This is a genomic window from Ancylobacter sp. GW821-FHT10E12, assembly GCF_058809335.1.
In genome coordinates this window covers 327,977-345,948 of sequence record NZ_JBXASN010000003.1, presented here as the reverse complement: position 1 = coordinate 345,948, position 17,972 = coordinate 327,977, and the positions used below count along the sequence as shown (strand labels likewise).

Here is a 17,972-nt window from a genome sequence, read left to right as displayed (position 1 = left end):
ATGGACGCCGTGCTCGATCCGCCGGCTGCCGCCGCGCCGCCGGCCGCGGCTCCGGCACGGGACCTGTCGCTCTATCTCCGCGAGGAGGCCAGCGGGCAGGCGGCGATGGATTTCGCCGTCGAGGGCATCGATTGCGCCGCCTGCATCGACGAGATCGAGGACGCGGTGGAGGCACTGCCCGGCATTGCCACGGCGCGGCTGAACTACACCAGCCACCGCCTTGCCGTGGCCTGGAAGAACGGCGCGCCCGCCCAGCCTTCCGCGGTCTTCGCGGCGCTCACCGCCATCGGCTACAAGATCTACCCGTTCGGCACCGACACGGCGGAGGAGATCGAGCGCGGCATTTCCCGCCATCTGCTGCGCTGCCTCGCCGTTGCCGGCTTCGCGGCGATGAACATCATGCTGCTGTCGGTGTCGGTCTGGTCCGGCAACGTCACCGACATCACCTTTGAGACGCGCGACCTGTTCCACTGGCTGTCGGCGCTGATCGCGCTGCCGGCCTGCGCCTATGCCGGCCAGCCGTTCTTCCAGAGCGCGTTCCGGGCGCTGCGCAACCGCTCGCTCAACATGGACGTGCCGATCACGCTCGGCGTGATGCTGGCGCTCGGCGTGTCGGTGTATGAGACGCTGCATCATGCCGAACACGCCTATTTCGACTCGGCGGTGATGCTGCTGTTCTTCCTGCTCACCGGCCGCTATCTCGACCACGCCATGCGCCGCAAGACCCGCATCGAGGCCTCGAACCTCGCGGCGCTGAAGGCGGAGACCGCCAACCGGCTGGACGCCAATGGTGCCGTCACCCTGGTGCCGGCGGCGGCGGTGAAGCCTGGCGATCTCGTGCTGGTGCGCGCCGGCGAGCGGGTGCCGGTCGACGGCGTCGTCGTCTCCGGCCGCGCGGCGGTGGACGAAAGTCTCGTCACCGGCGAGACGCTGCCGCGAAATGTCGCGATGGGCGGCACGGTGCATGCCGGCGCCCTCGTCCATGACGGCACGCTGCATCTGCGCACCACCGCGGCCGGCGAGGACACCTTCCTCGTCGAGGTCGAGCGGCTGCTGGAGCGGGCCTCCACCGCCCGCAACCTCTATGTCCGTCTCGCCGACCGCGCCGCGCGGCTTTACGCGCCGATGGTGCACACCACCGCGCTGCTGTCGCTCATCGGCTGGCTGCTCGCCGGCGCTTCGCTGCACCAGGCGGTGCTGATCGCGGTGGCGGTGCTGATCATCACCTGCCCCTGCGCGCTGGCGCTCGCCGTGCCGGCGGTGCAGGTCGTCGCCTCCGGCACGCTGATGCGCGCCGGCGTGATGATCAATGCCGGCGACGCCTTCGAGCGCATGGCCGAGATCGACACCGTCGTCTTCGACAAGACCGGCACGCTCACCGCGCCGGAGCCACATCTCGCCAATGCCGCCGATCTCGATCCGGCAATGCTCGCCGTGGCCGGGCGGCTGGCCGCCGGCAGCACCCATCCGCTCGCTCGCGCCATTGCCGCCGCCTGTCCCGGCGCCACGCCCTACGCCGATCTGCGCGAGGTCGCCGGCGCCGGCGTCGAAGCGGAGGTGGACGGCGAGGCGGCTCGGCTCGGCAGCCCGGATTTCTGCGATTGCCGCGACCTCGTCGGCGATGTCGCGGAGAGTGATGCGTCCTTCGTCGCCCTGCGGGTCGGCGAGCGCCGCGCGCTGCTGCTGATCCGCCAGACGCTGCGGCCCGATGCGGTCGAGGTGATGCGGCGGCTGCGCGCCATGGGCAAGTCGCTGGTTATCGTCTCCGGCGACCGGCCGGTGGCGGTGAAGCCGGTCGCCGAGGCGCTCGGCATCGAGGAATGGCAGGGCGGGGCGGCCCCGGCGGACAAGATCGCCACGCTGGAGCGCCTCGCCGCCCGCGGCCGCCGGGCGCTGATGGTCGGCGACGGCATCAATGATGCGCCCTCGCTCGCCGCGGCGCAGGTGTCGATGTCGCCCATCGCGAGCGCCGACGTCACCCGCGCCCAGGCCGACCTCGTCTTCCTCGGCGACAGGCTCGCCCCCGTCGTCGCCGCCGTCGCGGTGTCGGCCAGGGCGCGGCGGCTGATGCGCGAGAACTTGATGGTCGCGGTCGTCTACAACCTCATCGCGGTGCCACTGGCCATTGCCGGCCTCGTCACCCCGCTGGTGGCGGCGGCGGCGATGTCCGGCTCCTCCATCATCGTGACGCTGAACGCCCTGCGCGCCCGCCGCGCCGGTGGCGGAGGGGAGGCGCGGCCATGAGCGTGCTCATCTATCTGCTGCCGATGGCGCTGGGCCTCGGCCTCACCGGCCTCGCCGGCTTCATGTGGACGCTGCGTTCCGGCCAGTATGACGACCTCGAAGGCGCCGCCGTGCGGATGCTCAGCGACGACGATCTGGAGCGCAAATGAGGGCGGAAAGCTTCGGTGTCGGAGACATCGCCGGTGCCCGCGCCGGCCGTCTCGGCTGCGCCTGCCCGGAGGACAGCGCGCGCCTGCTGCGGCGCGTGCCGGGCGACTGGCGGCTCGCCGGCGGCTTCGCGCTGGTGGTGCTGGCGCAGGCGCTGACCATCGGGGTGCTGCCGCTTGCCGGGGCGATGCTGGCGGAAGACCCGCACCTCGCCGGCCTGCCGCTGGCGGCGCTGATGCTGGGCGCCGCGGTGGCCAGCGTGCCGGCGAGCTTCCTGCTGGATTCCTTCGGCCGCCGCGCCGGCTTCGCGCTCGGCGCCAGCCTCGGCGTCGCCGGCGGGCTGATCGCGGCGCACGCCATCTACGCGATGTCGTTCCGCGAGCTGCTCATCGGCTGCGCCTGGCTCGGCGCCGCGCAAGGCTTCGGCATGTTCTACCGCCACGCCGCCGCCTTCGGTGCCGGAGGCGGCCCGCGCGGTAGCGCGGTCGGCCGGTTGCTCGGCGCCGGCGTGCTCGCGGGGCTGGTCGGCCCGGTGCTGGCGGGATGGGCGGAGGCGCTGTTCGTGCCGTTCGCGTTGGTCGGCACGCTGCTCGCCGCTGCGCTGGCGCAGCTCGGCGTGCTGGTCTTCGCCGTGACGCTGCCGGAGGCGCGCCTGTCCCATTCTAGCGACATCCCTGCCGGCGATCTCGTCGAAGAGGCGCCGCGCCGCGCACTCCTCTGGGGCGGCATCGCCGGGCCGACGCTGGTCGCCATGCTGGCGTGGGGCGCGATGACGACGGCGATGTCGGGCGCGCCGCTGGCTTTGGCCGCCTGCGGCGTCGCGGTGCCGGCGGTGACCGGCCTTGTCGCCTGGCACGTGGTGGCGATGTACGCCCCGGCGCTGGCGGGCGGAACGCTTGCCAGCCGCTTCGGCGCCGGGCGTGTCGCCCTTGCCGGGCTCGCGCTCGCTCTCGGTGGGGCCGTGGCCATCCGCCTTGCCGGCGAGCCGGGGATGATGGCCCTCGCCCTCATGGCGGTCGGCGCCGGCTGGTCGCTCGCCACCCTCGGCGCCACTCTCCTCCTGCATCAGCGCGGCGAGGCGTCCCGCGCCCAGCTCGCCGTCCATGACGGTCTGATCCTGCTCGGCGCGCTCGCCGGCGTGCTGCTCGCCGGCTTTTGAAACGGAGGCGCGAAGGGCGATTGACGCTTCGGGCGATATTTTGTAAGTGATCGTTCACTAACAAAATATCGGGAGCGGGTGGCGATGTTTACGCGGCTTATGGCGGCACGGCGCTTCGCGCCGCTATTCTGGTGCCAGTTCTTCAGCGCCTTCAACGACAATTTCGTGAAGAACGCCCTCGCGCTGCTCATTCTCTACGGCATGGGCGAGGCGCATGGCGGCGCGCTGGTGACGCTGGCCGGCGGCATCTTCATCCTGCCCTTCTTCCTGCTCTCGGCGCTCGGCGGCCAGTTCGCCGACCGCTACGACAAGGCGGTGGTGGCGCGGCGGCTGAAATTCGCCGAGATCTGGATCATCCTCGTCGCTGTCATCGGCTTCGTGCTGCAGTCGTTGCCGCTGCTCTTCGTCGGGCTGTTCTTCATGGGAGCGCTCAGCGCGCTGTTCGGCCCGGTGAAATACGGCATCCTGCCCGACCATCTCGCCAAGAACGAACTCGTCGCCGGCAATGCGCTGATCGAGATGGCGACCTTCATCGCCATATTGGCCGGCACGGTGGGCGGCGCCATCGCCATTACCCATACCGGCGAATGGGCGGTGGCGATGTTCACCTTCGCGGTGACGGTGCTCACCTGGGGCGCCGCGCGGCTCATCCCGCCCACGGGCGCCGCCGCGCCGGACCTGAAGATCGACCACAATGTGCTGCGCGCTACCGCGCGGCTGCTGGGCGAGCTCAAGGCACGGCGTCCGATATGGGTGGGCTCGCTGATCGTCAGCTGGTTCTGGCTGGTCGGCGCGGTGGTGCTGTCGCTGCTGCCGACCATGGTCAAGGAGGATATCGGCGGCGACCAGAGCGTTGTCACCCTGTTCCTGATGCTGTTCACCGTCGGCGTCGCCATCGGCTCCACCCTGGCGGCGAAGCTGTCGGAAGGCCGCATCCTGCTGGCGCTGGTGCCGTTTTCCGGCATCACGCTTGGCATCTTCGCGCTGCTGGTCGCCGCCGGCATTGCCGGGGAGCCGGCGCCGGGCGACCTGATGGACTGGCAGGAATTCCTCGCCACCGGCTCCGGCCCCTGGCTGGCCCTCGGCCTTGCCGGCCTCGCCGCGTCCGGCGGCGCCTTCGTGGTGCCGACCTTCGCCTATGTGCAGAGCGAGGCGCCGGAGGACCAGCGGGCACGGGTGATCGCCGCCAACAACGTGCTCAACTCCGCCTTCATGACCGGGGCGGCAATCGTCGTCGCGCTGCTGCAATTCGCCGGCGCCGGCGTGCCCACCCTGCTGGCGCTGGTCGGCGCCTCGACGCTGCTGGTCGCCGTCGCCGCCGGCCGGGCGTTCCGCGGCCATGTGATGCGCGACCTCATCCGTCTGGTGTTCCGGGTGCTGTTCCGCGTCGAGGTGACCGGCGCCGAGCATCTGCGCGCCTCCGGCGAGCGCACCGTGGTGGCGATCAACCATGTGAGCTTCCTCGATGCGCCGCTGATCATGGCGCTGCTCGAAAACGATCCGGTCTTCGCGGTGGATGCCAGCATCGCCCAGCGTTGGTGGGTCAAGCCTTTCCTCAAGCTGGTGCGCGCCTTCCCGCTCGACCCGGCCCGGCCGCTGGCGACACGCGACCTGATCCGCCTCGTGCAGCAGGGCGAGACGCTGGTGATCTTCCCGGAGGGACGCATCACCGTCACCGGCTCGATCATGAAGATCTATGACGGCTCGGCGCTGATCGCCGACAAGTCGGAGGCGCAGATCGTTCCGGTCCGCATCGAGGGACTGGAGCAGACCTATTTCTCCCGGCTGACGCCCGACCAGACCCGCAAGCGGCTGTTTCCCAAGGTGCGCGTCACCATCCTGCCGCCGCGGCGGCTGTCGGTCGACAAGGAGCTGTTCGGCCGTCGCCGCCGCCGGGCGGCGGGCGCCGCGCTCTATGACGTGATGTCGGATCTCGTCTTCGAGACCAGCCATACCGGCACGACGCTTTACGAGGCGGTGGAGGCGACTGCCGACCGGCTCGGGCGCGGCCGCATGATCGTCGAGGACCCGCTCGGCACCCAGCTCACCTATCGAAGCCTGTTCCTCGGCGCGAAGATCCTCGGCGACAAGCTCGCGGCGCTCACCGGGCCCGGCGAAACGGTCGGCCTGCTGCTGCCCAATGCCGCCGGCATCGCGGTCGTGATCCTCGGCCTGCACCGCCACGGCCGGGTGCCGGCCATGCTGAACTATACCGCCGGCGCGGCGAATCTCGTCTCGGCCTGCCGTACCGCCGGGCTCAAGACCATCGTCACCTCCAATGCCTTCGTCGAAAAGGCGCGGCTGGAGGGCGACATCGCCGAGCTGGCCAAGCATGTGCGGATCGTCACCACCGAGGACATCCGCGCCGGCGTCACCTCGTTCGACAAGCTCAGGGGTCTGCTGCCGGCCAGGCTGCCGGTGCGCATGGACCCGGACGAGCCGGCCTTCATCCTCTTCACCTCCGGTTCGGAGGGCGTGCCGAAGGGGGTGGTGCTGAGCCATCGCAACCTGCTGGCCAATGTGGCGCAGGTCGCCGCCCGCATCGATTTCTCGCCGGCCGACATCATCTTCAACGTGCTTCCGGTGTTCCATTCCTTCGGCCTGCTCGGCGGGCTGGTGTTGCCCATCGTCTCCGGCACCAAGACCTATCTCTATCCCTCGCCGCTGCACTACCGGATCATCCCGGAACTGGTCTACGCCACCAATGCTACCGCGATCTTCGGCACCGACACCTTCCTTGCCGGCTATGCCCGCACGGCAAATCCCTATGATTTCCGTTCGCTGCGCTTCGTCGTCGCCGGTGCCGAGCCGGTGAAGGCGGAGACACGGCGGGTGTGGATGGAGCGCTTCGGCCACCGCATTCTCGAAGGCTATGGCGTGACCGAATGCTCGCCGGTGCTGGCGGTGAACACGCCGATGTTCAACAAGGCGGGGACGGTCGGCCGCATGCTGCCCGGCATCCATTATCGCCTCGAGCCGGTGCCCGGCATCGAAGAGGGCGGGCGGCTGCATGTGAGCGGGCCGAACATCATGATGGGCTACCTGCGCGCCGAGGCGCCCGGCGTGCTGGAACGGCCGGCGGGCGGCTGGCACGACACCGGCGACATCGTCGCCATCGACGAGGAGGGCTTCGTCGCCATTCGCGGCCGCGCCCGCCGCTTTGCCAAGATCGCCGGCGAGATGGTGTCGCTGGCCGCCGTCGACGCCATGGTGGCGGCGCTGCGGCCGGATGCCGAGCACGTCGCCGTCGCCATACCGGACGCGAAGAAGGGCGAGCGCATCCTGCTGCTCACCACCGCGACGGACCTGACCCGTGCCGCCCTGCAGGCGCATGGCCGCGAGATCGGCGTCACCGAGCTGATGATGCCGGCCGAGATCCTGCCGATGGAAGGCCTGCCGCTGCTCGGCTCCGGCAAGGTCGACTTCATGGCGGCGCGGCGGCTCGCCCTGGAGGCGGTGGCGGCGCGCATCGCCGCTCCGCAGGGAGGCACGGCGTGACGGCGGCATCGTCCGTGCGCCGCCGTCGCGACGGCGCGCAGACGCGATCGCTCATCGAGGCACGAGCCCTGCAGCTATTCTCGGAGAAGGGCGTCGACGGCACCTCGATCCGCGACATCGCGCAGGCGGTGGGCGTGTCGGAGGGGGCCCTGTATCGGCATTTCCCCTCAAAGGAAGCGCTGGCGCGGGAGCTTTTCCTGTCGCGCTACGCCACCCTCGCGCAGGCGATCCTCGATATCCGCACCGCCAAGGCGGACCTGCCGTCGCGGCTGCGGGCCGTGGTGGCGCTCGCCTGCGCTTTGTTCGACGAGCAGCCGGCGCTGTTCGCCTATCTGCTGATCAATCAGCACGCCCATCTCGCCCATGTGCCGGACGATCCCGGCTGCAACGTGGTCTCGGCGCTGGCGCTGGTGCTGGAGGAGGGGGAGAGCGAGGGCTTCGACCTGCCGCGACCGCCGCCGCTCGCCGCGGCGATGGCATTGGGACTGGTCGTCCAGCCGGCGATCTTCACCCTGTACGGACGGCTCGACCGGCCACTTTCCAGCCATGCACAGGCCATTGCCGAGGGCATGTTGAGCCTGCTGCGCGCGCCGGTCGAGCGGAGGTGAGCCGTAAGGGCGGCGCCGCGATCCTGGCTCGGCCGGCCAGTTGCAGGCCGCTGTCGACGTGACGGCCCTTCCCGCGCCGGCGGCATGGGTGCGAGGCCAGGAATCTCTCAGGCATCGCAGTCGCTTAGAACAGCTTCAGGCCGGGCGGTATCGGCAGTCCGGCGGTCAGCGCCTGCGTCTTCTCCTGGATCAGCCTTTCGCCCTTGTTCCGCGCATCGGCATGGGCGGCGACGATCAAATCTTCAAGAATTTCAGCCTCTTCCGGCTTCATCAGGCTGGGGTCGATGGAAAGGCCCTTCAACGAGCCCTTGGCGCTCATGCGCAGCGTCACCATGCCGCCGCCGGAGGCGCCCTCGACCTCGATTTCCTCGAGCTCGGCCTGCATCTGCTCCATGCGGGCCTGCATTTCCTTCACCTTGGACATCATGCCCAGCAGGTCTTTCATCGGAGGCTCCTCATCAGAATTCCATCTCGTCGTCGGGGCCGGGGCCATCGTCGCGGGCCGCCATCAGCTCGGAATCGCTGGCATAGTCAAGGTTCGGCAACTCTTCCGCCGTGGTGCGGACATCGACGATGGAGGCGCCGGGAAAACGGGCGAGCACGGCTTCGACCAATGGGTCGGCGCGCACGTCGGTGAGAAGCAACTCACGGGCGGATCTGGCATTTTCCGCGACCGTCGCCTCGCCCGTCTCGCGGGAGAGGGCGACGAGCCAGCGTCGGCCGGTCCAGTCGCTGAGCTTGTTCTGCAGTTCCTGCAGCAGGCCCGGCCCGGCTTCCGGGGTGAGGGCGATCTCCAGCTTGCCATCCTCGAAGGCGACGGGCCGGACATGGTTCTCCAGCGCGAATTTCAGCTTGAGGTCGCGCCGTGCCACCGCCAGGGCGACGAGGTCCGCCATCGTCGCCACCCCGACCGCCGGGGCGGCCGGCGCCGGCCGCTCGACGGCGCGGGGCTCGGCGGTGCGGCTGGCGACCGCCAGATGGCCCGCCGGAGAGGCCGATGCGGTGTACGATGGGACCGGCTGGTTCGAATGTGGGGCCAATTGCGCCGCCGGGCCGGACGAACGCGCCGGTGCGGGAGCCGGAGCGGATGGACGGGGCTGGGCAGGCGCCATCCCGCCGCCCGCCGGAGCCGTCGCTCCAGGACCGGCCGCTCCAGGACCGGCCGCTCCCTGACCGGCGGTTCCCTGACTCGTGGCGGCCTGACCTGCGGCCGCCGGGCCCGTGGATCCCCCGCCCGTGCCCTGGCCCTCGCTGTCGCGCAGCTTGCGCAGTGCCTCGTCCGGGGTCGGCAGGTCGCTGGCATAGGCGAGGCGCACCAGCACCATCTCCGCCGCCTGCATCGGCTTGGCGGCCTGCTGCACCTCGGCGAGGCCCTTGGTGAGCATCTGCCAGGCGCGCGCCAGCACCCGCATCGACAGCGCCTCGGCGAGCGCGCCGCCGCGCACCCGCTCGGCCTCCACCAGCGCCGCGTCGTCGGCGGCGTGGGGCAGGATCTTGAAGCGGGTGACCAGATGGGTGAATTCGGCGAGGTCGGCGATCACCACCGCCGGGTCGGCGCCGGTGTCGTATTGCTCGCGCAGCTCGACGAGGGCGCTGCCGATATCGCCCTTCATCAGCGCCTCGAACAGGTCGATGATGCGGCCGCGATCGGCGAGGCCGAGCAGGGAGCGCACCTGTTCGGCATGCACCGTCCCGCTGCCATGCGCGATGGCCTGATCCAGCAGCGACAGCGAATCGCGCACCGAGCCTTCCGCCGCGCGGGCGACCAGGCTGAGCGCCTCGGCGTCGATGGTGACGCCTTCCGCCTCGCAGATGCCGCGCAGGTGCCTGGCCAGCATCCCGGAATCGATGCGCCGCAGGTCGAAGCGCTGGCAGCGCGACAGCACCGTCACCGGCACCTTGCGGATCTCGGTGGTGGCGAAGACGAATTTCACGTGCTCCGGCGGCTCTTCCAGCGTCTTCAGCAGCCCGTTGAAGGCCGCCGTGGAGAGCATGTGCACTTCGTCGATGATGAAGACCTTGTAGCGGGCCAGCACCGGCTTGTAGCGGGCGGCCTCGATGATCTCGCGGATGTCGCCGATGCCGGTATTGGAGGCGGCGTCCATCTCCTGCACGTCGACATGGCGCGATTCGATGATGTCGCGGCAGTGGCGGCCGAGGGCCGGCATGTCGAGCGTGGGGGCGCCGCCGCCGGGCGGCCCGTCCATCGGCTCGTAATTGAGCGCGCGGGCGAGGATGCGGGCGGTGGTGGTCTTGCCGACGCCGCGCACGCCGGTGAGGATATAGGCCTGCGCGATGCGCCCGGAGGCGAAGGCGTTGCGCAGCGTGCGCACCATCGCATCCTGCCCGATCAGGTCGGCGAAGGTCTGCGGGCGGTACTTGCGGGCGAGCACGCGATACGGCGCGTTCGCGGCCGCCGCGACGGGCGCGGTGCCGAGGGCGAGGCCGGGCATCGCGTCGCTCGTCTCGTCGTGAAGGGTATCGGGGCGATCCACGCTCATGGCCCCCTTCATAGCATCGCCCGGCGCCGGGGGCGCAATGGCCCGCCGGTCGATGCTGGAAAAATCAACGGCAAAAGCGTCCGGGCGTCGAGGCCGCGCGGCGAAGGCGGCGCCGGCTTATTTGGGCGCGGCGCCCGGCTGGGTCACCGCCTCGACATTGCCGATGCGCACGCAGACATAGCGGCGGAAGCCTTCCTCATACTGCTTGCGCGACTTGTCGCCGAGCTTGGCGGGAATGGCTTCGTCTATCCGGGCCTTGCATTCGGCCTCGGTGGCGAAGACGTGCTTTTCGCCCGCCGGCTGGGTGACGACGCGGGTCTGCGGCCCGGAAAGGGCGTGCAGCACGATGATGACGATGGCCCACATGGGAGTTTTCCGACGTTGCGGGCCCCGCGCCGTGCGGCAATGCCGGCCTCGGGGCGTCGAGGCGAGAAGCAAGGAGGGTGGGAGGCTGACATGCGACCCGAGACGGTCTCGTTGGGGCTGCTTCCTTCCGGACCTGACCCGGTTGGCGAGTGGCTCGTCCACCGCCAACCTCCCGGCGCCTATATCGGGCAGATGCGCCGGCGATGCAAGGGGAAACGCCGCCTTGGCGTCCGCCGGATGCGGTTCCCATGCGTCGTTTCAAGCAATGGCGCAGGCGCTTGGGGAGGCGTCGAGTGTTGCTCGCCTGCCGTGCAATCGAAATCCGGTCCGGATGGTAAAATGGAGCCGATCTGGAACCATTCCAGCGCTGCGCACTTGTCTCGTCACCAAAAGCGAATGGATGTTCGCGATCGAGGAGGCAGAAATGCGCAAGATCATTTCGACGGTGGCCGTTGCCGCCGCGCTCACAATATCGCCTCTGCTTGCGTCGATGCCGGCTGCACAGGCGCAGGGCTTCAACATCGAGGTCGGTCCGAACGGCGTGCGCGCCGTCCCGCCGCCCGCCTACGGCTATGAGGAGCCCGGCTATGGTGGCCCCGGCTACGGCGCGCCCGGCTATGGCGCACCCGGCCCGCGCCGCGGCGGCTGCTCCGAGCGCCAGGCGCTCTACGCCGCCCGCGAGGAGGGCCTGCGCCGTGCCTCGGTGGTGCGCGTGACACCGCGCTCGATCACGGTGGAGGGCTATACCCGCGGCGGCGCCGAGCGCATCCGTTTCGGCAACGTGCCGGGCTGCCCGACGATCGGGTGAGCGCGGGCGGCCCGAGCGGTCGCGAGGGTTGGGATGACAGAACCCCACCGACAGAACCCCACCGACAGGACCCCGCCGTGGGGAACCGCGGCGGGGTCCTGTCGGTGGGCGGTGGTCAATCTGCCTCGCCGAACCGATCCGTCGCCCTGATCAGCCGGTCCAGTATCCCCGGCTCGCAATAGGCATGGCCCGCGCCTTCCACCAGATGGAACTCCGCTTCCGGCCAGGCCTTGTGCAGCTCCCAGGCGTAGCGGGCGGGGCAGGGCATGTCGTAGCGGCCATGCACGATCACGCCTGGTATGCCGCCCAGCTTGTGCGCGTCGCGCAGCAGCTGGCGGTCTTCCAGCCAGGCGTCGTGGTAGAAATAGTGGTTCTCGATCCGCGCGAAGGCGAGCGCGAAATGCCCGTCCTTCCACGGGGCGGTGAAGTCCGGGTTGGGCAGCAGGGTGATGGTCTCGCCCTCCCAGATCGACCACGCCTTGGCGGCCTCGACCTTCCTGGCTTCGTCGTCGCCGGTGAGCAGGGCGCGATAGGCGCGCACCGGGTCGGCGCGCTCGGCCTCGGTGGCGAGCGGGGCGAGGAAGCGCTCCCACTTGTCCGGGAACATCTCCGAGACGCCGAAGCGGTAATACCAGTCCAGCTCGGCTCTCGTGACGGTGTAGATGCCGCGCAGGATCAGCTCGGAGACGCGCGCGGGATGGGTCTGCGCATAGGCGAGCGCCAGCGTCGAGCCCCAGGAACCGCCGAACACCATCCATTTCTCGATGCCGAAGCGGATGCGCAGCCGCTCGATATCGGCGACGAGGTGCCAGGTGGTGTTGGCCTCCAGCTCGGCATAAGGGGTGGAGCGGCCGCAGCCGCGCTGGTCGAACAGCGTCACGTCGTAGCGCGCGGGATCGAACAGCCGGCGGTAATCCGGCGAGATGCCGGCGCCCGGCCCGCCATGCAGGAACACCGCCGGCTTGCCGCCGGGCGTGCCGCAGCGCTCGTAATAGACCCGGTGCCCGTCGCCGACATCGAGCAGGCCGGTCTCGTAGGGCTCGATCGGCGGGTAGAGATTGCGCAGTTCGGTGGCGGGCAGGTCGGTCATGATGCACGGGCCTTCGCAGCGGGACGGGGCAGGGGACGGGGGCGCCAGCGTGCCCGCGTCGCGCGCGTCTTCAAAGGGGTGCGGGCGGGTCTCAACATCAATCTTGCGGCGATGCGGGGAGGGCGCGGGGGAGGGGCCGGCGCATTTTGTCATGCGCGGGCGGCGCGGCGATGGTAGACCTCCCCGCCAGCCCGGCCACCCAGCAGGACCCGACCCGATGCCGACTTTCCGCGCCCGTCCGCCGGCCATGCCGACCACGCCGATCGACGACGAGGCGGTGCGGGTGATCCGCCGGGATGTCGAGCCGGGCGCCGATACCGGCTACCATGTGCATGGCTGGGGCCATGTGGCGGTGCCGATGGCCGATTGCCGTTTCCTCCTCAAGGAGGAGACCGGTGAGCGCCGGGTCGGCATCGCGGGGGGCACCGCCTGTCGGCGGGAAGCGGGCGTCGCGCGCAATGTCGTCAATGCCGGCGACGCGCCGATGTCCTTCATCGAAATCGAGTACAAGCGCCGACGGCGGTTCCGGGCATTGCCCGGCGCGGTCCCGGCGCGGAGAGCCTGACATGAGCGTTACCGACACGTCCTTCGACCTCGACCCGCGCCTCGCGGCCGACACGTTCCCCATCGCCGAGCTGGCACGCTGCTCGCTGCGGCTGATGAACGACGCGCGCTATCCCTGGCTGGTGCTGGTGCCGCGCGTGCCGGGAGCGGCCGAACTGATCGACCTCGACCCGGCGACCCGCGCGGCGGTGATGCACGAGGTCGATGCCGCCTCACGGGCGCTCAGGGAGCTGACCTCCTGCGACAAGCTGAACGTCGCCGCGCTCGGCAATGTGGTGCGCCAGCTGCACATCCATGTCATCGCCCGCTTCACCACCGACGACGCCTGGCCGAACCCGGTCTGGGCGCGCGGGGCCATGGTGCCCTATGCGGCGGCGGCGTCGCAGGACCTGATCGCGCCGCTGCGCGCGCTGCTGGGCGTGTCGGCATGAGCGGGCAGGAGGGCCGGCTCGATCCAGGCTTGCTCGATCCGGGCGCGCTCGATCTCGGGGAGTGGCCGCATCTGGGCTACGCCGCCTGGCGGCTCGACCGCGCCAGCGACCGGCGCGACCGCATGCCGGACTATCTCGCCGACACGCGGGCGAAGGCCTGCCTGATCGCCGGCGAGACGGTGGTGCTGGCGCGGGACGGCGACGGCCCGCACCGGGCGCTGCTGCCGCTCGAACAGGCCGTCGCCTTGGGCGGACGCACGGGCGAGGCCTGCCTGCTCGGGCTCGACGGCGACGTGCCGCACATGGTGCTGCCGCTGCATGCGGCATCGGCCGGGCACCTCGCGGAGCGCGAAGACCTGCTGCTCACCGACCTGCGCTCCATCGCGGTGCAGGAGCTGGTGAGCCCCCCGGCGCTGGCCGAGCTCGCCTGCGGCAAGGCGATGCTGGCCTGGCACGCGCGCCGGAGCTTCTGCTCGAATTGCGGCACCCGGCTCGCTGTGGCCGAGGCCGGGTGGCGACGCGAATGCCCGAGTTGCGGGGCGCAGCATTTCCCGCGCACCGACCCGGTGGTGATCATGCTGACGGTGAACGGCGACGAATGCCTGCTCGGCCGCTCGCCCCGCTTCGCGCCCGGCATGTGGTCCTGCCTCGCCGGCTTCGTCGAGCCGGGCGAGACCTTCGAGGAGGCGGCGCGCCGCGAGACCTTCGAGGAGGCCGGCATCCGCACCGGGCAAGCGCGCTATCTCTGCTCGCAGCCCTGGCCGTTCCCGATGTCGGTGATGATCGGCTTCCATCTTCAGGCGGCGAGCCGCGACATCACCATCGACGCCGTCGAGCTGGAAGGCGCGCGCTGGTTCCACCGCGACGAGGCGGCGCTGCTGCTGACGCGCACCCATCCCGACGGGCTCGTCGCGCCGCCGCCGATGGCGATCGCGCATCACCTCATCCGTGCCTTCGTCGAGGGTCGCGACCCGCCGGCGGGGTGAGCAGATTTTCCCGGCCGGCGGGGCTTGACCTGGAGCGCGCTCCAGCACCTAGAAGTGGGTGCGTCGAGACGGTTCGGGACAAAGATGAAGATCGGCGAGCTTGCCAGGCGCACGGGACTGACGGTCTACACCCTGCGCTATTACGAGCGGATCGGGCTGCTGCCGCGCGCGGAGCGGGATGCCTCGCGCCAACGGGACTATGACGCTTCCATCCTGCCATGGATCGACTTCCTCGGTCGGTTGAAGACCACCGGAATGCCGATCCGCGACATGGTGCGCTATGCCGCGCTGCGGGCACAGGGAGATGCGACGGCACCGGAGCGGCGCGAGCTGCTCAGGCGCCATCGCGTCCGGGTGCGGGCGCATGTCGACGAGCTTCAAGCCTGCCTCACCGTCCTCGACGCCAAGATCGCCGGCTATGCCGGCTCGGACAGCGAGGACATGGCACATGACGCACACGAGCAACCCTGACGACGGCCGCTTCGAAAAGGGCTGGGAGGCGCTCGCCCGCATCGATGGCGAGGCCGGGCAGAAGGTGGTGGAGGCGCTCGCCGACATCGCCCCCGATTTCGGCCGGCTGCTGATCGAGTTCCCCTTCGGCGACATCTATACGAGGCCGGGGCTCGACCTGCGCACGCGCGAGGTGGCGACCATCGCCGCGCTCACCGCGCTCGGCAACGCGGCGCCGCAGCTCAAGGTGCATATCGTCGCCGGGCTGAATGTCGGGCTGAGCCGGCAGGAAATCGTCGAGACCATCATGCAGATGGCGGTCTATGCCGGCTTCCCGGCGGCGCTGAACGGGCTTTTCGCCGCCAGGGAGGTGTTCGCCGGACGAGCGGCCTAGCCGCGCGGGCGGTTCAGTCGCGCGTCCACGGGCGAAAATGCTTGGAGAGCTTCAGCCCCTGCGCCTGATAATTGGAGCCCAGCCCCTCGCCATAGAGCGAGCGCGGCCGGGCGAGCATGCGCTCATAGACGAGGCGGCCGACGATCTGGCCGTCCTCGAGGATGAACGGCACCTCGCGCGAGCGCACCTCCAGCACCGCGCGGGCGCCGCCATGGCTGTTGGCGTGGCCGCCGGCCGCCGCATGGCCGAAGCCGGGATCGAAGAACCCGGCATAGTGCACGCGGAATTCGCCGACCAGCGGGTCGAACGGCACCATCTCGGCGGCATGGCCGGGCGGGACGTGCACGGCTTCCTTGGAGGCGAGGATGTAGAAGGCGTCGGGGTCCAGCACCAGCTCGCGCCGGCCGCGGGTGACCAGCGGCTCCCAATAGTCGTCGACGTCGCAGGCGGCGCGCCTGTCGACGTCGATGAGCCCGGTATGGCGCTTGGCGCGGAAGCCGAGCAGCCCGCCGAAGCCGGCGCCCGAGAGATCGACGCTGACCGCGATGCCGCCGCCGGCAATGTCGGGATTCGGCGTGTCCACCAGCCGCTCGGCGGCGTTCAGCGCTGCGATCTCGGCCTCGCCGAGGCGGGCATCGCCGCGCCGGAAGCGGATCTGCGACAGCCGCGAGCCCTTGCGCACGAGAATGGGGAAGGTGCGCGGGCTGATCTCCAGATAGAGCTTGCCCTGATAGCCGGCCGGGACGACGTCGAAGGAGCGGGCGCGGTCGGCGATGACGCGGGTGAAGACGTCGAGCCGGCCGGTGGAGCTTTTCGGATTGGTCGAGGCGGCGATGCCGTCGGGCAAGGCCAGCGATTCCTGCAATTCCACGAGATAGACGCCGCCGGTCTCCAGCACTTCGCCGCCGGTCAGGTCGAGCCTGTGCAGCGCGAGCTGCTTCAGCCGGTCCTCGACATCGGCGTCGGCGCCGGGCAGGAAGCTCGCCCTTATCCGCCAGGCGGTGTCGCCGAGGCGCAGGTCGAGGCTGGCGGGCTGGATCTGGTCGGCGTCGAAGGGCGCCGCAGTGCGGATGGCGCCGGCCGCGCTGAGCGCGGCGATGGCGCTGTCCGGCAGGATGCCGTCGCCTGTTGCAGGCAGACCCAGTTCCGACACGCTCGTTCTCCACACGCCTTAAGTACCGTTCGCTTTACCGGACGCGCCCCTTGACGCCAAGCCGGACGCGGGTCTATTTGCGCTTACGACGTGGTCATTTGAGCCGGCCGGCTTGCCGCCACGCTAAACAAGGTTGCTAAAAAGGTCGGGGCCGCGCAGCGTTTGCGCGTGGGCGTTCCCGGTCTATGCGAGATACCGGAGCCGCCCCCATGACCCAGCCTGTTTCGACCCAGCCTTCTTCCGAGCCCAAATCTTCCGAACCCAAGCTCAGCCCCGCCGAGATCGCCGAGCTGCGTCCCGATACCCGCCTCGTGCATGGCGGCATCCTGCGCTCGCCCTTCGGCGAGACCGCCGAGGCGCTCTACCTGACGCAGGGCTATGTCTACGACACCGCCGAGCAGGCGGAAGCCCGCTTCAAGGGCGAGGATCCCGGCTTCATCTATACCCGCTATTCCAACCCGACCTCGGCGATGTTCGAGACCCGGCTGGCGCTGCTGGAAGGCGCCGAAGTGGCGCGGGCCACCGCGTCGGGCATGGCGGCGGTGACCGCCTCGCTGTTCTGCCAGCTCAAGGCCGGCGACCACGTGGTGGCGTCCCGCGCGCTGTTCGGCTCCTGCCGCTATGTGATCGAGGAATTGCTGCCGCGCTTCGGCGTCACCTCGACGCTGGTCGACGGTACCGATCTCGACGCCTGGGCGCAGGCGGTGCGGCCGGAGACCAAGGTGTTCTTCCTGGAGAGCCCGACCAACCCGACGCTGGAGCTGGTCGACATCGCGGCGGTGGCGAGGATCTCCAAGTCCGCCGGCGCGCGGCTGATCGTCGACAACGTGTTCGCTACCCCGATGCTGCAGAGCCCGATCGCGCTCGGCGCCGACATCGTGGTCTATTCCGCCACCAAGCACATAGACGGGCAGGGACGCTGCCTCGCCGGCATCATCCTGTGCTCGGAACAGTTCCTCACCGACCATCTGCAGACCTATCTGCGCCAGACCGGCCCCTCGGTCTCGCCCTTCAACGCCTGGGTGATGCTGAAGGGGCTGGAGACGCTGCCGCTGCGCGTCGAGCGTTCGCAGGCGAGCGCGGCGACGCTGGCCGATCGGCTGGCCGGGCAGGCGAAGATCGGCAAGGTGATCTACCCGCACCGGGCCGACCACCCGCAATATGAGCTCGCCAGGCGGCAGATGCGCGGCGGCGGCACCCTGATCGCCTTCGAGGTCGAGGGTGGCAAGGCCGGGGCGTTCCGCTTCCTCAACGGGCTGAAGGTGACGCGCATCTCCAACAATCTCGGCGATGCCAAGAGCCTGATCACCCACCCGGCGACCACGACGCACCAGCGCTTCACCCCCGAGGCGCGGGCGGAGATGGGCATCAGCGAGGGCATGGTGCGGCTCTCGGTCGGGCTGGAGCATGTCGACGACCTGACCGACGATATCCTGCGCGCGCTGGCGGCGGTGTGAGGGGCGCCGCTGCTCCCTACTCCCAGATGAACAACGTCATCCTGAGATGCCCGGCCAATGGCCGGGCCTCGAAGGATCGGCCTCCGGGTGCGCCAGGGCAAGCATCCCTCGAGGCT

Annotated in this window: 17 protein-coding genes, 1 other RNA gene and 1 riboswitch; of the genes, 12 read left to right on the top strand and 6 right to left on the bottom strand. The window is 70.2% G+C overall.

The window, feature by feature from the left end; all coding sequences use genetic code 11:
- From AC1RU4_RS05800 to AC1RU4_RS05780, 5 genes are all read left to right on the top strand, one after another.
- Nucleotides 1–2,244, top strand: a complete 2,244-nt coding sequence (locus AC1RU4_RS05800; protein ID WP_492890129.1) for a heavy metal translocating P-type ATPase — start codon at nucleotides 1–3, stop codon at nucleotides 2,242–2,244.
- Nucleotides 2,241–2,393, top strand: a complete 153-nt coding sequence (ccoS, locus tag AC1RU4_RS05795; RefSeq protein WP_492890072.1) for a cbb3-type cytochrome oxidase assembly protein CcoS — start codon at nucleotides 2,241–2,243, stop codon at nucleotides 2,391–2,393. Before AC1RU4_RS05800 ends, ccoS begins: the two co-directional genes overlap by 4 nt.
- The gene (locus tag AC1RU4_RS05790) at nucleotides 2,390–3,550 is read left to right on the top strand and encodes an MFS transporter (RefSeq protein WP_492890071.1); all 1,161 of its coding nucleotides are present in this window, start codon (nucleotides 2,390–2,392) and stop codon (nucleotides 3,548–3,550) included. The genes ccoS and AC1RU4_RS05790 overlap by 4 nt, the downstream gene beginning before the upstream one ends.
- An 84-nt stretch (nucleotides 3,551–3,634) precedes the next feature.
- On the top strand, nucleotides 3,635–7,048 hold the full coding sequence (locus AC1RU4_RS05785) for an acyl-[ACP]--phospholipid O-acyltransferase (protein WP_492890070.1): 3,414 nt from the start codon (nucleotides 3,635–3,637) through the stop codon (nucleotides 7,046–7,048).
- Entirely contained in the window at nucleotides 7,045–7,656 is a 612-nt protein-coding gene (locus AC1RU4_RS05780; protein ID WP_492890069.1) for a TetR/AcrR family transcriptional regulator, read from the top strand. Before AC1RU4_RS05785 ends, AC1RU4_RS05780 begins: the two co-directional genes overlap by 4 nt.
- A gap of 124 nt (nucleotides 7,657–7,780) precedes the next feature.
- Here AC1RU4_RS05780 and AC1RU4_RS05775 read toward each other — a convergent pair whose 3' ends face one another.
- The 4 genes from AC1RU4_RS05775 to ffs all read right to left on the bottom strand — a co-directional run bounded on the left by AC1RU4_RS05775 (nucleotide 7,781) and on the right by ffs (nucleotide 10,696).
- On the bottom strand, nucleotides 7,781–8,101 hold the full coding sequence (locus AC1RU4_RS05775) for a YbaB/EbfC family nucleoid-associated protein (RefSeq protein ID WP_492890068.1): 321 nt from the start codon (nucleotides 8,099–8,101) through the stop codon (nucleotides 7,781–7,783).
- A gap of 13 nt (nucleotides 8,102–8,114) precedes the next feature.
- Nucleotides 8,115–10,157 carry a DNA polymerase III subunit gamma/tau gene (locus tag AC1RU4_RS05770; RefSeq protein WP_492890067.1) on the bottom strand — a complete coding sequence of 681 codons (2,043 nt, stop codon included), beginning with the start codon at nucleotides 10,155–10,157 and terminating at the stop codon, nucleotides 8,115–8,117.
- Nucleotides 10,158–10,274: 117 nt separating this feature from the next.
- Nucleotides 10,275–10,523, bottom strand: coding sequence for a hypothetical protein (locus AC1RU4_RS05765; protein WP_492890066.1), 249 nt, complete (start codon nucleotides 10,521–10,523; stop codon nucleotides 10,275–10,277).
- 77 nt (nucleotides 10,524–10,600) lie between these two features.
- Nucleotides 10,601–10,696: signal recognition particle sRNA small type (gene ffs / locus AC1RU4_RS05760), an RNA gene on the bottom strand.
- A 227-nt stretch (nucleotides 10,697–10,923) separates the two neighbouring features.
- Between ffs and AC1RU4_RS05755 the strand changes: the two genes are divergently transcribed.
- Entirely contained in the window at nucleotides 10,924–11,331 is a 408-nt protein-coding gene (locus AC1RU4_RS05755; protein ID WP_492890065.1) for a hypothetical protein, read from the top strand.
- Nucleotides 11,332–11,446: 115 nt separating this feature from the next.
- On the opposite strand, the gene pip is transcribed toward AC1RU4_RS05755, so the two are convergent.
- Complete coding sequence (gene pip / locus AC1RU4_RS05750) at nucleotides 11,447–12,421, bottom strand: prolyl aminopeptidase (protein WP_492890064.1); 975 nt, start codon at nucleotides 12,419–12,421, stop codon at nucleotides 11,447–11,449.
- Nucleotides 12,422–12,638: 217 nt separating this feature from the next.
- Between pip and AC1RU4_RS05745 the strand changes: the two genes are divergently transcribed.
- The 5 genes from AC1RU4_RS05745 (at nucleotide 12,639) to AC1RU4_RS05725 (ending at nucleotide 15,246) form a co-directional block, all read left to right on the top strand.
- Nucleotides 12,639–12,986 carry a cupin domain-containing protein gene (locus AC1RU4_RS05745; protein ID WP_492890063.1) on the top strand — a complete coding sequence of 116 codons (348 nt, stop codon included), beginning with the start codon at nucleotides 12,639–12,641 and terminating at the stop codon, nucleotides 12,984–12,986.
- A gap of 1 nt (nucleotide 12,987) precedes the next feature.
- A complete protein-coding gene (locus AC1RU4_RS05740; RefSeq protein WP_492890062.1) occupies nucleotides 12,988–13,416 on the top strand; it encodes an HIT domain-containing protein in 429 nt (142 codons plus the stop codon).
- Entirely contained in the window at nucleotides 13,413–14,402 is a 990-nt protein-coding gene (gene nudC, locus AC1RU4_RS05735; protein WP_492890061.1) for an NAD(+) diphosphatase, read from the top strand. The genes AC1RU4_RS05740 and nudC overlap by 4 nt, the downstream gene beginning before the upstream one ends.
- A gap of 84 nt (nucleotides 14,403–14,486) precedes the next feature.
- The gene (locus AC1RU4_RS05730; RefSeq protein ID WP_492890060.1) at nucleotides 14,487–14,873 is read left to right on the top strand and encodes a MerR family transcriptional regulator; all 387 of its coding nucleotides are present in this window, start codon (nucleotides 14,487–14,489) and stop codon (nucleotides 14,871–14,873) included.
- Entirely contained in the window at nucleotides 14,851–15,246 is a 396-nt protein-coding gene (locus AC1RU4_RS05725) for a carboxymuconolactone decarboxylase family protein (protein ID WP_492890059.1), read from the top strand. The genes AC1RU4_RS05730 and AC1RU4_RS05725 overlap by 23 nt, the downstream gene beginning before the upstream one ends.
- A 13-nt stretch (nucleotides 15,247–15,259) precedes the next feature.
- On the opposite strand, the gene AC1RU4_RS05720 is transcribed toward AC1RU4_RS05725, so the two are convergent.
- Nucleotides 15,260–16,399, bottom strand: a complete 1,140-nt coding sequence (locus AC1RU4_RS05720; protein ID WP_492890058.1) for a 2'-deoxycytidine 5'-triphosphate deaminase — start codon at nucleotides 16,397–16,399, stop codon at nucleotides 15,260–15,262.
- Nucleotides 16,400–16,479: 80 nt separating this feature from the next.
- Nucleotides 16,480–16,560, top strand: a riboswitch (SAM riboswitch).
- A 48-nt stretch (nucleotides 16,561–16,608) separates the two neighbouring features.
- Here AC1RU4_RS05720 and AC1RU4_RS05715 point away from each other — a divergent pair.
- Nucleotides 16,609–17,856, top strand: a complete 1,248-nt coding sequence (locus AC1RU4_RS05715) for an O-succinylhomoserine sulfhydrylase (RefSeq protein ID WP_492890057.1) — start codon at nucleotides 16,609–16,611, stop codon at nucleotides 17,854–17,856.
- Nucleotides 17,857–17,972: the final 116 nt, after the last annotated feature.